Here is a 13,497-nt window from a genome sequence, read left to right as displayed (position 1 = left end):
TCCTTAAGGATTGCCTATCCTCGTTGCAGGGGTATCCTCCTCGGGTGGAATAGTGCTTATTGCTACCCTTAAGACCATTAAATTGTCAGTGAACTGACCTATAGCCTGTTGTGTTCTGGATGGTGTAATGGCTGTAGTATTAAGAGAGCGTACTGCGAAATCCAGTCTGCTCTGCTCCAGCTCAATGCGCTCATTACCAATATCGATACAAGGCTGCCTCGTTCGGGGTGATATATCAAGCCTCGCGTTTTCTGGCATATCTTGATGGTAGAAAATATTCGCTCTGTCGCAGGCATCCCGTAATGACATCCTCTGAAAATTGCTTCTGCTGGTTAAAGCACTTAACTTTTGTAAGCTGTCCAGCAAGAAATGCTGTCCTAATTGATTGAGGGGAAGCGCTCTAAAGAACTGATTGAGCACTTGTATTTTTTCAGGGCCGCTTACGGTTTGCCAGCGCCCGTTTGCATTCCTTCGATTTTTACTGAGAAGCTCCAGATCACCGTTTTCAAGTATGCTCAACTCATAATCAGAGGAGGCCAGGCTATATTTACCGCCTCTGTTAATCCCAATCTCAAAGGGGCTGCCATTGACTGTTCCTATTTCAGCCCAGCTTCCTCGCGGCATATGCCGTGCGCCTTGTTTCATGAATACTTTTAATGACTCAACCACATTGGAACTTAATACCTGATCTGTAGTGGCTGAGGGCCTGCTTGAAGGGGCTGACTGAAAGAATGTCGGTTGATTGGCCACGCTGGCAGTGGTTGCAGGCGTTACAGTTGCTGGAGTAGCAGCCGTAGTCGTCGTAGTGGTTGTTGTTGTCGTTGCAGGAATTGCTGCTGTTGGGGCAGGAGCCTGCTGGGGTATCGCTTCCAGTCGTTGTCGATTTTCGGCGCTGGCCTCAAAAATATAGCCATTGCCCCCTCCAGCTGGAAAGCGGATTCGGTCCACTGTGATGCCAAGAAGTTCTAAAGCTTTCTGAATTTTTGCCGGATTGCCCCCCTGGTTATTGAGGCTTTGCATAGTTCGATACTCATCCGAGCCTTCCCCAAAGCGATCTTTCACCGCAAGATACAAGCTGACCGCAGTCTCTGGCTTAACATACATGGAATTTTGATAATTTTGGAGAATATTTTGCAGTCTCCCGATTGCCGGAGCACGAAAATTCACCCGAAATCTGTTTCCTTCCAGGCTATCAATAGAGTGTACTTCGGGAAACCTCAGAAAAGTAAGTATTCTTTCCAGCTCTTGCTGGCTGCTATAGCCTGTGACTGCTTGCGGACCATTTTGATTTACTACCGCAGTATAAAGTGCTCTTGCTGTTTCCGGGCTTATCTCATGAGATAATGCCAGGCCTTGCGGTAAGGGACGCAAGCGCAGATGCGGGTTATAGGCGGCATTCAAGCCATCGAGATTGGCATTGGACGCCATAGCGGCATCCACACTGGCATGCCCACCCTCATTACCGATCATGGCATGCGGATCTCCGCAATTGGTACAAGCGTTAATAAAGCCCTGACGCTCTACGAATACATCGTCAGTGGGAGTTCCACCCCATTGCAATCCAAGCTGGGTGACGACTCTGCCAATCTGCTCAAGCGTGTCTCGATAACCGGGAGGATTCGCAGCACCACCCTGCACATTTCCAGAAAATGGCAATTCCAGGCGGCCAATACGACCGATTGCCGCGGCTCGCTGGTTTTCCGGAAGTGCGGCAAGCGTTTGCAATGCCTGCAATATTCCCTGCAGCCGGGCATGTTCGAGATAAGGTTTGTCAGCGGCCGGTACTCCATGCGCGAAAAATCCCATACCGGCCTTAAGAAATTTCAGACAGACCAGCTCACCCTGGTTTAGTTCATCTCCCTGTGCCACCACCGCATGCCAGGCCTGCAAAAATTCAGCGGAAATGGCATTAGCTACAAGATTTAAATCAAGTTTACCACTGACCCCATACCAGCTGATCTGTCGATAATTCTCAGGGGCTGCTGGCCGCTGATAACCGTACATATCGCGAAAGCTTTCGGCTTGCCAGTTAGCAAAGCCATTGGGTAAATGCGCATCTGCAGGATTATCAGGATAGAAAAACATTCCGCCGGTGTTGCGAAAATCTGACTGCCATTGCAAACCGGCCTGATCCACCACAATCATCCGTCTGGGGCTTGGGTAGGTGTGGATGGGATTGCCGTGAGGATAGCCGCCATAGGCATTAACCTGAACAATCCCCGCACCATTAGTCGCTTTAACCAGGCAGCGGAGCCTGGCAATCTTGTTATCACTCAATTTTCCCTGATAAAGGCCGGTATTCATGATCCCGGTTACATTGCTTCTTTCGTTCCGAGCCAGAATCTGCAGATGTCTTGCGGTTAACTCATCGGCATTGCTAGGCAGGGTTTCTACCTGATGGGTATAAGGATTGTTAAAACTGCAGCCAAGAATGGGTTCGCCGCGCAGCAGATTTCTAAATGCTTGCAAGACAGGTTCAGGACAGTTTAAATCCATTCGACTGGCATTTGCGGGCAGGTTGGTTGCGTGAAAAGACGCGACAGGTTCTATGCTGATTTGATTCACAGGTGCTGGCGCTGCTGCTGGCGGCAGAACCGGCTCTGTTCTTGCTGCCGGTGGATTGACAGGGGGTTGTGCAACCGGCGCATTGGTTACCGGCGTCATCGGTAAAGGTATCGTAGCTGCTCTATAAGCTTGTCCTCGTCCCCTTGATCCTCTGCCGCCGCCGCCAGTCAGGGTGGGATTGCTTCTTTCGAGCATTCGCAGCCTTTCTCTGGCAAGGGGGGAAAGATGGATATCATAGCCATTGTTTCCATGAAAGCCGATCAGGCCGTGCGAAATTTCCAGAATGTCCAGGGTCTGGCGTATTTTATCAGGCGAAGGATTATTAGTCAGGGAAGCGATTTCATTGCCACGTCCCAGACTGTTGACCATTTGATAGAGTAGTCCTGCTAAATCAGGTGTCAAATGGAAGATGGTTTGCTGCTGCTGAATATTTTCAATAAGCTGTAAGTTTCGCTGCGGATTGGCAATTTGCAGAATATACCCGTCAACTCCCCCTGCAGGAAAATCTATTTCCGGCTCATCATGTTCATTTCTAACGAGATGAATATCCAGTAAACTCAAGGCCTTGATCATTTTAGCGGGCAGTAAACCCTCGTTATTCAATGCCTGCATCTCCCGGTACTGGGACGAGTTTTCCCCAAAGCGCTCCTTCACCTGCAGATAGAAATTGCGGGCCATTTCCGGAGTGATATAAATCTTATCGGAATAATTGTTCAACATAGAAACTAAATTATCATAGGCTTCTCCGCGCACAGTGACCGAGAATCCGTTTTGAATGTTAAACCCTATGTTTATCTGATCGCCGATCCCTAAGGTAGTCAATATTTGACGGAGTTCGGTTGTAGTGGCATAACCAGTAACGGCGCGAGGGCCGCTACTCTTGACTACTGCGGTATAAAGTGCCCGGGCCTGTTCATTGCTAATATTAATCTGTTGCAAGGCACCAAGAAATTTCGCATTAAAAGCAGTTTGCGTCACTGGATCAGTAATATGGCTTCCGATCATATTCTGCAGACGGGCCCAATTAGGAGAACGTTTGAGTGCCTGTACGGTTTCAGCACTTAAGGTTTCGAAAACTTTGGGGCCCGGCTGAAGCTGGCCTTCATTTCTGACTGCTGTTCTTGCCAGAAGAATCGCTGACAGCGCCTCATGATTATCGGTATTGGCAATAAGCTCAAGCAAATAGCCTGGCAGGCGGGTTTCGTCAATAGTATAACTGGCTAATGTACTCGGATTGGTATGATTTAATTTGCCATTGACTGACTGATAATCGGCTCGCGCCTGATCAAAATACGCAAGATCTGCCTGAGAAACAGTATTCCTGAAGCCAGAATTGATTACTTCCGCAAAGTCCACACAAATAGCCCCCTGATGAACAACAAATTTACCCGGTTTATCCACCCAAATAGTGAACTCATCAAAATGCGGTGAATCTTTGATTGTGGCCCAGTCGCTGCGGAAATAATCAACAATCTCTTTTTGCTCTGCGGTATTTAGTACCCTGTTTAATCCAAACGCCTGTCGGTTGTGATTGATGAATTCGAGGACTGCTTGCTCAATACTACCGCCCTGTGCCAGGGTGCCGGTGACGCTGGTAATCAGGCTGTTTCTCAATGTGCTGTTTTCATCCAGAACCTGGCCAAAATTGCGTTGGGACAAGTCTTTACTGCGGGCATATATATTTACCTCAGCCAACAAAAACTGGAGCATAATCGCCAGCGTTTCTTTCTTTTTACCAGCAGTCAGGTTGGGATTATTAACACTTTGAAAGGGAGAAATTGGCAGGGTGCTCCAGAGTTCAAGCGCGCAACTGTCTAGCCAGGCCTCCACAGTATCCCGGAAGCTAGGATTGTCTTCCAGATGAATGTTTGTCAGCATTTCAGGAGTAATGGGAGCCCCTGTCGGGCTTGAAGAAAAATCAACATCGAGGCCGGTTTTTTCTTTCATGACCGATGTAAGTATTGCTTGTATTTGGGGGAAGCCAGGATCCCTTCCATGTTGGGTTCTGAATGTCTCAAGTTGCCTGACGGCAGCTCTGATTACCTGTTCCTTGGGGGATTGGCTGCCGAAAACTAAATTATTAAAGCCGAGCATCATGGCGCCATAGAAACGGTCGTTTCGCGTTCTATCCACAGTGAATACTCGGTTTTTGGTGTAAAGATAACCATCAGTGACCGGGGGCATCAGCATACTGTAAACGTTACTTCCTTCCATTAAACGGGCTACTGAAGGAGGATAATCAGGATACACATGGTTGAGTTGGCTGATTTCAGGCGTATTCTGAATTAGCCTTAATGCCGCTATAATTTTCTCAATTTGCTGAAGCCGGGATTGTTTTTGCTCCCTGATACTTCGCCGTTCCTGATCTTGCGGGCTAATGGATGCAATGTCCTGTTGCAGGGCCCGGCGATACAATTCCATTTCCTGAAGGGCTCCGGCATGTTCCCCGGCGTTTTTTCCAAAAAAAGTTTTCATCGCCATCATGGTCTGACAAGTGTTGTCAGTTCCAGCCCGCTCTCCGCCGACAGCCGGCACCAGGAGATGGATGATATTAGTAACAGGATTGACGAAGAACCAGCGGGCCGACGTGGGCTCATTGAAAAGGATATCCATTTCTGAATCCTTATGCAGAATTATTGTGCAGATATGTAAATATATCTAACATGATATGTATTTTTTGATCAAAAAACAAGTCTATTATGCGGCGTGATAAAAAATATTACAGGGCCGCTTATTGCAAGCGAAGCGCTAATTGATAAAGCTCGTTCTTTGATGTTTTACTGATACGGGATGCAATCTTAACCGCCTGTTTTAGGGGGAGTTCCTCAAGCAGAATGGCCAGCAGTTGGGTATCGTCTGTCGTTTTCTCTTGCCAAAGGGGCGGAAATAAAAGTACAAATTCGCCTTTGCTGCGTCCAGACTCGCTCTGTAGCCAGGCAATAATCTGTTGTGCAGAACCCTGCTCAAAATGCTCATAGGTTTTAGTGAGTTCTTTTGCTAAAACCAGACGGTAATCAGAACCATAAACTTCAGCGATATCATGCAGACTATCGATTATACGATGAGTCGACTCATACACAACCAGCGTTTCAGAACGCATTTTCATCTCTTCCAGCCTGTCTTTCCTGGCTTTGCTTTTAGCGGGCAAAAAACCCAGAAAACTGAAGGTGTCGCAGGGTAATCCCGAAGCAGAAAGGGCAGTAATCAAGGCACAACAACCGGGAACGGGAACGACCGGAATCAGTTGTTCACGCAGCAGGCGTACCAGAACAAAACCGGGATCACTAATAAGAGGTGTTCCCGCATCGCTGATTAAGGCATAGGACTTGCCCGACTGAAGCCAGGCAAGCACCTGCTCTGCTTTTGAGCTTTCATTATGTTCATGCAGGGAAATCAGTGGTTTTTCAATGCCCAATGCATGACAGAGCTGGCCCGAATGCCGCGTATCTTCCGCCAGAATGCCATCGACTTGTTTAAGTGTTTCCACAGCGCGCAAACTAATATCCTGTAAATTGCCAATGGGTGTAGCGACAATATAAAGGGTACCGGGAACAGTTGCCGAAGAATTTGTCATGGTTTATCCTATGTGGTTCCAGCGTTGTGGACTCATTTTCATGCTCGTTAAATCTCGTTTAGCCAAATTATCGATATTGACTGCTTCAGTATTATTATTAAGCCACTGTACCAAGGCAGCGATCGAAAACCGCCCAATGGTTCACCAGTCCGAAGCTCCCTCTCCTTTCAGTATGCCTGCCGAAGCCTATCTGGCCATGGCAAATAATCAGTCAGGGGATGAGCGAAATGGTCTGCTCATTCTGGCCGCCGGCCGATATTTGAATGATGGCCAGTGGCGCGATGCTAATGACATCTTAACACAGTTAGAGGGGCTTAATGCAGCACAAACCAGTGAAAAGAATATCCTGCTGGCAAAAATTGATCTAATGCGTGATCAGCCCAAATCGGCTATTTCACGATTGGCTTCGATTCAAAAGTCGGATGAAATTCCCGCCTATTTTTTCAGCCAGTACCATGAGGTGTTAGCCAGTGCCTATGAAGCAGGCAATAATTCCGTTTACGCAATTAATGAACGAATTAAACTGGATAAACTTCTTGTTAATGGCAGCGCTGCCGACAATAATCGAAAATTACTCTGGCTGGATTTAACCCGGTTGCCGATTGCCGAATTAAATACTCTGGATATGGAGGCCAAAGAAGGTTCTGAACTGAAAGGCTGGCTAAACCTCGCTTTAATTTCAAGACAGCCCGACGGCGGATCAAATCTGGTCTACAGACTGGAAAAATGGCAGGAAGACTACAGTAATCATCCTGCTAACAACCTGCTTCCACCATCACTGGCGGCGATAAAATCCAACTTGCATGATGGACCCCGACAGGTCGCGTTGTTATTACCCCTGTCCGGAGCACTGGCAGGACCAGGAGGTGCCATAAAAGACGGGTTTATGTCTGCTCACAATTCAGATACCTCCGGAAAACAAATCAATGTTCAGCTTTATGACACAGCGTCCGCAGATGCGGTCAGTCTCTATCAGCAGGCGATAGAAAATGGTGCTGATTATGTGGTAGGCCCTTTAACTAAAGCGGATGTGGCGCGTGTAGCTGCCATAGAGCATCCTGTACCCACTGTTTTTCTGAATGATACTGATGTTGAGAGTAATCAGAATGCTTATCAATTCGGGCTTTCGCCTGGCAATGAGGCCCGTCAGGTCGCCGTTAAGGCCAGCAAGAAAGGCTTGCGGCGTGCGCTCATCATTGCTCCCGATGGCGCCTGGGGCAAAGAGATTGTCACGGCCTTTGATGCGCAATGGAAGAGCGCTGGGGGTATCGTTGTTGATCAATTGGTTTACGATAATCAGTCTGACCTGAATAAGGGCATTCGCGAGCTGTTGCAGGTTTCTGAAAAGAAAGCCAGCGAGAAGCAATTTAAACCAGGAACGGAAGAAGCCAGGCTTGCCGGGCCAATTCGCCGCCAGGACTTCGATATGATCTTTTTGCTTGCCTACCCTTCCAAGGCTCGCCAGATCATGCCATTACTTAAATATTATTTTGCCGGCGATGTTCCGGTATTCGCCACCTCTTCTGTATATGCCGGCACCCCGAATACGATGCGTGACCGGGATCTCGACGGGATTATTTTCTGCGACATGCCTTGGGTATTTAATCATCAGCTCGCCAGCAAGAACTGGCCGGAACAATATAACAGTTATAACCGCCTGTATGCTATTGGTGCAGATAGTTACACCCTGGGAACACGTTTGAACCAGCTGCAACTGTTTCCGGCAATGGGAATTAATGATAAAGACGGCGTTTTATACCTGAATCGGGCACAGCAGGTGGCCAGAGTGATGGCCTGGGGCCGTTTTAGCGGCGGTGTTGCCCGTTTGACCAGTGAAACCACCTAGATAACACTATGTCAATAGAATTTGGGAAGAAAACTGAAAGTCAGGCTATTCAGTTTCTAAAAAAGCAGGGATTGCAATTCATTGAATCGAATTTCAGATGTCGATGGGGTGAAGTGGATGTGATTATGCGTGATGCGTCCACGCTGGTTTTTGTGGAGGTTCGTGCGAGAAGTTCTTCCGACTACGGCGGTGCCATAGCCAGTATCACAGTTGCCAAGCAACGCAAGTTGATAAAAACAGCGAATTATTATTTATTAACCAAAAAACTGCATGACAAATGTGCAGCGCGCTTTGATGTAGTGCTTTTTGAAGGTAAACCTTTACAGATAGAGTGGATAAAAAATGCATTTGATAGTTATTACTAAACTCAAACAAGGAACGTTGTAGTTATGACGCAAATGGAAGAACGAGTAAGACAATTATTTGGTATCAGCATCGAAGCCAAATTGGCTGTGGCCGACAGTCTGTCCTCACTGATTGCAAAAGCCGGCCTGCGTTTGGTGAATTGCCTGTTAAGCGACAATAAGGTACTGATTTGCGGTAATGGCGGTTCAGCTGCTAATGGTCTGCATCTTTCAGCCGCCATGTTAAATCATTTTGATGTCGAGCGCCCCTCGCTGCCTTTTGTCTCCTTAAGCAGTGATGTGGCGGCTGTGACATCGATTGCAAACTACAGTCATTTCGATCAGGTTTTTGCACGGCAAATCTATGCTCTGGGCCAGGAGGGTGATGTATTGCTGGTTTTAACCACATCGGGGAATTCCAATAGTATTTTACAGGCTGTCAATGCTGCTAATGATCGAGGCATGGACACTATCGCCTTAAATGGCCGTGATGGAGGTCTCCTGGCTAATCATCTGGGGCCTGAAGATATTGAGATCCGGGTTGCCTCAGACAGTGCTGCACGAATAAGAGAAACACACTTGTTTATCCTGCACTGTTTTTGTGATTTAATTGACCAGTCGTTGTTTGGGCAGATGTTGAGGTAAACCATGAAGTTTCGTGCCTTGTGCTTTTTACTGATTAGCGCTTTATTAAGCGGCTGTGTCGCAGCGGTTGTTGCAGGAGCGGCTGCCGGGGCTATTGTCTATGATCGGCGCAGCCTGTCAATGCTTGAGAGTGATGCCCGGATATATCATCTGGTTCATAAGGAAATAGTAACCGATCCGCAGTTTGCTGATTCCCGGATTTCAGTGGTCAGTTTTAACCAGATAGTGTTGCTGGTGGGACAAACGCCAACTGCTTCACTGCGGGTGATGGCAGAAAAGATTGCTCAGAGAACCCCTCATGTGCGGCGGGTTTATGATGAAATCACGCTGGGACACCCATTATCCATGTCACAGCAAACCCGCGATAGCTGGATGACTAGCCAGGTACGAAGTCGTATGCTTACGCGAAAAAATCTTGAGTCTGGTTCAATTCGGGTTGTTACCGAGAATGCAGTAGTCTATCTGATGGGAATTGTTACTCAGGAGCAGGGTGATTTGGCAGTGGAAGTGGCCAGACAGGTTCCTGGAGTTCAAAAGGTAGTCAAAGTTTTTCAGTACATAACCTAGTATGAGACCAGGGATGGGGCACATAGTAATCATCTTGATGTCATTGCTGCTCGGCGGTTGCCTGGGCAGCGTATGGACTGGCGCTAACCTGATTTATGACCGGCATGATGTATATAAAAAGCTGGATGATTATCAGCTGGCCGCTAACGCCCACCATATCCTGTTTGATGACAGAATCCTGAAGCAACCCGGCTGTTCCCTGGACTTGGCTGTATTAAATGGCGACGTACTGTTAGCAGGTCATGTACCCAGCCAGCATCTGCGCGATGTTGCGGTTCGTCGTTTAAATAGTCTCAGTGGTTATCGCGAATTATTTGATCAGGTCGATGTAAGTCAGGATGCAGGCAGTGGCTTGCAGGATAGCTGGATAACCACAAAAATACGAAGTCAGATTTTTGCAGATGCCTCAATTGATCCCAATGCCTTTAAAATTATTACCTCTGATAGAATCGTATACATTATGGGGGATGTGCGGCCAAGACAGGCTGAGCGGGTTATTGAGATCGCCCGTAATACAAGTGATGTCATTCGCGTGGTGAAACTGATGCGCTACTATAATTTGAGCGAAACCCCCGCTCCAAATGGCTAGAAATCTGTGGTCTGCGCAAACACAGACCACAGTGTACCGACCCAAACCAGGAAGTGGCTAACCTGGAGGTTAGCATTAACTTTATCAATGGAATCGACCTTTATCCAGTCGTTTGCGAATTTTTCTTAATTTAAATGCACGCAACAATCCGGTTGACTCATTGTCATCGCTTTCGTCAAGTCCATTAAGAGCCTGCACAGGATGGGATTTGCAGTGTTTTCGATAGGTGAAGTGATTTTTGTTGTGCTTATGATGATGACCATCGTCATAGCGATGGAGCATTTTTTCCCGCATAGTGGCTGCGGTGCCTTGTTGCTTTTCAGACATAAGTAATTCCTTAACTTGTCAAATCAGTTCAGACAGGAATAAATGCTCCCCCAAAAGAAGGGCAGCACTCCTAATTAAAATATAGGCAAAGTGATTGAAATAAGCCATTTGGTGCGAGGGTGTTCATCAAACTGTGTCATTCCAGGTCGTCTTGAGCGCAGTGAGAGATCTCCGAAGGCTGGTACAAACCAGGATTTGGAGATCTCTCACTGCGTTCGAGATGACGGGTACCTGTGAATAATGACATATTTTATTTTAATGAATACACTCTTTAACACATAAAGACGGATCCTCGATACCGGGCTGGTAGATTTTACAACTCTCTCTCTAACTCTCTCGCCTGAGGGGCGAGAGGATTTATAAGGAAATGAATGATTGCGTTGCTTATCCAGGTTGATTCCATTATAATCCGCGCCTGGAAAGGTAGGTTATTTTGTGAAACTTGATAATAATGTAAACGGGGTAAAAAAACTTCAGGAAATTCAATTGTTATTGATCCTGATAATTGTTTTCACTACCTTGTTAATAAAAGGCAGAGAAGCGGGTATATCTGCTTTTCTGGGTGGAGTGATTGCATTACTTCCTTCATTATTATTTGCAAAACTGCTTTTTAAATATCGAGGGGCGAGAGCCGCGCGGCAAATAGTGAAAAATTTTTATCTAGGGGAATTTATAAAAATAGGCTCCTCTATATTCCTGTTTGTGCTGGTTTTTAGTACTTATAAAGTGCAACCCCTGGCGTTTTTTTTAACCTATATAGTAGTGGTAATATCGCACTGGTTTTCACCACTGCTTATTGATAATCAACGAAATAGGCCAGAAAGTGACTGAAATGGTATCAAGTACAGATTACATTAAACATCATTTAACATATTTGACCTTCAATGTTAAAGAGATGCAGTTCGGTTCGGGTGGTTTCTGGACCTTGAATTTAGACACACTGTTTTTTTCAATTACACTAGGCAGTCTGGTGCTTCTGATGATGTATTTCGGAGCTCGCCGCGTTACTACTGCTGTGCCTGGAAAACTGCAAAACTTTGCCGAACTGATGCTGGACTTTGCAGATAGTCAGGTGAAGGATTGTTTCCATGGCAAAAATAAATTGATCGGGCCTTTAGCTCTGACCATATTTGTCTGGGTATTTCTGATGAACTTCATGGATATCGTTCCAGTGGATGTTCTTCCTGAAGCAGCCAAGCTTATGGGGGTACACTATCTGAAAGTCGTACCGACCAATGATTTAAATCTGACCTTTGGCATGTCGCTGTCAGTATTTATTTTGATACTGTTTTACAGCATCAAAATTAAGGGAATAAAAGGTTTTACCAAAGAATTGGCATTACAGCCATTCAATAAATGGTACTTCATTCCTGTTAACCTGGTCCTTGAATTGGTTGGCTTAATTGCCAAACCTATTTCTCTGGCATTGCGGTTGTTTGGAAATCTGTATGCTGGCGAATTAATTTTTATTCTAATCGCCTTGCTTACATTAAACTCCATGTCATCTGTCGCCGGAACGGTAACGCTTGGCGCTGCCCAGTTCCTGTTATCATTGGGATGGTCTATTTTTCATATTTTGGTTATTACGTTACAGGCATTTATTTTCATGGTACTGACTATTGTTTATTTAAGTCTTGCCCATGAGGATCACTAGGTTTAACTTTAATCATCGTCCATAAAGGGGATTTTTATGCAAGCAGCAAATTTAATAGCACAAGTTCAGGGTATGACTGTTATTGCAGTAGCCTTGTTAATTGGTTTAGGTGCTCTGGGTACAGCAATTGGTTTCGGATTGCTGGGTGGCAAGTTCCTGGAAGGCTCTGCTCGTCAGCCAGAAATGGTTCCTATGCTTCAGGTTAAAATGTTTATCGTAGCTGGTCTGTTAGATGCGGTAACCATGATTGGTGTTGGTATTGCCCTGTTCTTCACTTTCGCTAATCCATTCTTAAGCAATCTGGGTTCTTGATAACACCGTCTAGGGGCGTGAATGCGCCCTGAACTGTTACAGGGGAGAAACTGCGTTGGAAATTAACTTAACACTGATAGTACAAATGCTCGTATTTGCTGCATTTGTATGGTTTACCATGAAATTCGTATGGCCGCCATTAGCGAAAGCAATGGAAGAGCGTCAGGAAAAAATTGCTGATGGTCTTGCAGCAGCCGAGCGTGGGCGCAAAGAGCTTGAATTGGCTCAGCACCGTGTCAAAGATGAGCTCAAGCAGGCTAAAGCGCATTCTGCTGAAATAATCGAAAAAGCGACCAAAAGAGCCAGTCAACTTATTGAAGAGGCTAAAGAAGAAGCCAAGCTTGAAGCGCAAAAGCAGGTTAAGTTGGCTCACGAACAGTTACAGCAGGAAATCAATCGCGCCAAAGATGACTTGCGCAAGCAAGTGGCTCAACTGGCTGTTGCCAGTGCGGAAAAAATTCTGCGGAAGACGATTGATGTTCAAGCAAACAGTGCCTTGTTAGATAACCTGATTGAAGAGATTTAACATGCCAGATACTGTAACCCTTGCAAGACCTTATGCCAAAGCCATTTTCGAGCATGCTCTGAATGAAAAGAAGCTGGCGGTGTGGTCTGAATATTTAAATCTATTGGCTTTGCTGGTTATGAATGAGCAAAGCGAACGCTTTATCAATAATCCAGCGACGACTTCTGCTCAGCATAGTCAGTTCCTATCGTCATTGCTTCCTTCCAATGCCGGAGCGGATGCCGATGCACTGAATAATCTTATCGCGCTTCTGTCAGAGAACAGACGATTAATGCTGTTACCAGATATTATGGTTCTGTTTGAAGCTGAGCGCGCCGAGCATGAGAAGACACTCGAAGTTGAAGTTTTCAGCTATTCCGAGTTATCGGATACTCAGCAGGATAAACTGATTAAGGCTTTGAGTGAGCGTCTGCAGCGTAAAGTCAAGTTGAATATTGTAATTGATAAGTCGCTGATTGGCGGCGCAATTATCAATGCCGGGGATTTGGTAATCGATGGTTCGGTTAGTGGTAGATTGACCACGCTTCGTACCAGCCTTGCCGCATAAC

Annotated in this window: 13 protein-coding genes; 10 read left to right on the top strand and 3 right to left on the bottom strand. The window is 46.2% G+C overall.

The window, feature by feature from the left end; genetic code table 11:
* Positions 1-3 precede the first annotated feature (3 nt).
* Together LXA66_RS15005 and rsmI are read right to left on the bottom strand one after the other, a co-directional pair.
* On the bottom strand, positions 4-5,178 hold the full coding sequence (locus tag LXA66_RS15005) for a hypothetical protein (protein WP_233013790.1): 5,175 nt from the start codon (positions 5,176-5,178) through the stop codon (positions 4-6).
* A gap of 118 nt (positions 5,179-5,296) precedes the next feature.
* On the bottom strand, positions 5,297-6,139 hold the full coding sequence (rsmI, locus tag LXA66_RS15000; RefSeq protein WP_233013789.1) for a 16S rRNA (cytidine(1402)-2'-O)-methyltransferase: 843 nt from the start codon (positions 6,137-6,139) through the stop codon (positions 5,297-5,299).
* 40 nt (positions 6,140-6,179) lie between these two features.
* Here rsmI and LXA66_RS14995 point away from each other — a divergent pair, with 40 nt between their 5' ends.
* Genes LXA66_RS14995 through LXA66_RS14975 form a run of 5 tightly spaced genes read left to right on the top strand, consistent with a single transcriptional unit; the run spans position 6,180 to position 10,130 of the window.
* The gene (locus LXA66_RS14995; protein WP_233013788.1) at positions 6,180-7,985 is read left to right on the top strand and encodes a penicillin-binding protein activator; all 1,806 of its coding nucleotides are present in this window, start codon (positions 6,180-6,182) and stop codon (positions 7,983-7,985) included.
* Positions 7,986-7,993: 8 nt separating this feature from the next.
* The gene (locus LXA66_RS14990) at positions 7,994-8,350 is read left to right on the top strand and encodes a YraN family protein (protein ID WP_233013787.1); all 357 of its coding nucleotides are present in this window, start codon (positions 7,994-7,996) and stop codon (positions 8,348-8,350) included.
* A 24-nt stretch (positions 8,351-8,374) separates the two neighbouring features.
* Entirely contained in the window at positions 8,375-8,974 is a 600-nt protein-coding gene (locus LXA66_RS14985) for an SIS domain-containing protein (protein WP_112218781.1), read from the top strand.
* Between the two features lie 3 nt (positions 8,975-8,977).
* The gene (locus LXA66_RS14980; RefSeq protein ID WP_233013786.1) at positions 8,978-9,541 is read left to right on the top strand and encodes a BON domain-containing protein; all 564 of its coding nucleotides are present in this window, start codon (positions 8,978-8,980) and stop codon (positions 9,539-9,541) included.
* A 13-nt stretch (positions 9,542-9,554) separates the two neighbouring features.
* Positions 9,555-10,130: a BON domain-containing protein gene (locus LXA66_RS14975; RefSeq protein ID WP_233013785.1), complete on the top strand. Its 576-nt coding sequence runs from the start codon at positions 9,555-9,557 to the stop codon at positions 10,128-10,130.
* Positions 10,131-10,214: 84 nt separating this feature from the next.
* On the opposite strand, the gene LXA66_RS14970 is transcribed toward LXA66_RS14975, so the two are convergent.
* The gene (locus LXA66_RS14970) at positions 10,215-10,457 is read right to left on the bottom strand and encodes a hypothetical protein (RefSeq protein ID WP_112218778.1); all 243 of its coding nucleotides are present in this window, start codon (positions 10,455-10,457) and stop codon (positions 10,215-10,217) included.
* A 435-nt stretch (positions 10,458-10,892) separates the two neighbouring features.
* On the opposite strand from LXA66_RS14970, the gene LXA66_RS14965 reads away from it, so the two are divergent.
* From LXA66_RS14965 to LXA66_RS14945, 5 genes are read left to right on the top strand one after another with little or no spacing between them, the layout of a single operon-like run.
* Positions 10,893-11,288 carry an ATP synthase subunit I gene (locus LXA66_RS14965; RefSeq protein ID WP_233013784.1) on the top strand — a complete coding sequence of 132 codons (396 nt, stop codon included), beginning with the start codon at positions 10,893-10,895 and terminating at the stop codon, positions 11,286-11,288.
* 1 nt (position 11,289) lies between these two features.
* A complete protein-coding gene (gene atpB / locus LXA66_RS14960; RefSeq protein ID WP_112218776.1) occupies positions 11,290-12,111 on the top strand; it encodes a F0F1 ATP synthase subunit A in 822 nt (273 codons plus the stop codon).
* Positions 12,112-12,147: 36 nt separating this feature from the next.
* On the top strand, positions 12,148-12,423 hold the full coding sequence (gene atpE, locus LXA66_RS14955; protein WP_028385819.1) for a F0F1 ATP synthase subunit C: 276 nt from the start codon (positions 12,148-12,150) through the stop codon (positions 12,421-12,423).
* Between the two features lie 55 nt (positions 12,424-12,478).
* Positions 12,479-12,949 carry a F0F1 ATP synthase subunit B gene (locus LXA66_RS14950; protein WP_058506940.1) on the top strand — a complete coding sequence of 157 codons (471 nt, stop codon included), beginning with the start codon at positions 12,479-12,481 and terminating at the stop codon, positions 12,947-12,949.
* Between the two features lies 1 nt (position 12,950).
* Entirely contained in the window at positions 12,951-13,496 is a 546-nt protein-coding gene (locus tag LXA66_RS14945; RefSeq protein WP_233013783.1) for a F0F1 ATP synthase subunit delta, read from the top strand.
* The last annotated feature ends 1 nt before the right edge of the window (position 13,497 follow it).

The organism is Legionella sp. 16cNR16C (assembly GCF_021297775.1).
Lineage (GTDB): Bacteria > Pseudomonadota > Gammaproteobacteria > Legionellales > Legionellaceae > Legionella_C > Legionella_C quinlivanii_A.
The sequence above is the reverse complement of the archived record's forward strand: the minus strand, read 5'-3'. Positions and strand labels throughout refer to the sequence as shown.

Excerpts from the sequence above, each read along its gene's own strand:
- LXA66_RS14945 (WP_233013783.1), top strand. The coding sequence starts at position 12,951 with ATGCCAGATACTGTAACCCTTGCAAGACCTTATGCCAAAGCCATTTTC.
- LXA66_RS14970 (WP_112218778.1), bottom strand. The coding sequence starts at position 10,457 with ATGTCTGAAAAGCAACAAGGCACCGCAGCCACTATGCGGGAAAAAATG.
- LXA66_RS15005 (WP_233013790.1), bottom strand. The coding sequence starts at position 5,178 with ATGGATATCCTTTTCAATGAGCCCACGTCGGCCCGCTGGTTCTTCGTC.
- rsmI (WP_233013789.1), bottom strand. The coding sequence starts at position 6,139 with ATGACAAATTCTTCGGCAACTGTTCCCGGTACCCTTTATATTGTCGCT.
- LXA66_RS14975 (WP_233013785.1), top strand. The coding sequence starts at position 9,555 with ATGGGGCACATAGTAATCATCTTGATGTCATTGCTGCTCGGCGGTTGC.
- LXA66_RS14995 (WP_233013788.1), top strand. The coding sequence starts at position 6,180 with ATGCTCGTTAAATCTCGTTTAGCCAAATTATCGATATTGACTGCTTCA.
- LXA66_RS14985 (WP_112218781.1), top strand. The coding sequence starts at position 8,375 with ATGACGCAAATGGAAGAACGAGTAAGACAATTATTTGGTATCAGCATC.
- LXA66_RS14990 (WP_233013787.1), top strand. The coding sequence starts at position 7,994 with ATGTCAATAGAATTTGGGAAGAAAACTGAAAGTCAGGCTATTCAGTTT.
- LXA66_RS14980 (WP_233013786.1), top strand. The coding sequence starts at position 8,978 with ATGAAGTTTCGTGCCTTGTGCTTTTTACTGATTAGCGCTTTATTAAGC.
- atpE (WP_028385819.1), top strand. The coding sequence starts at position 12,148 with ATGCAAGCAGCAAATTTAATAGCACAAGTTCAGGGTATGACTGTTATT.
- atpB (WP_112218776.1), top strand. The coding sequence starts at position 11,290 with ATGGTATCAAGTACAGATTACATTAAACATCATTTAACATATTTGACC.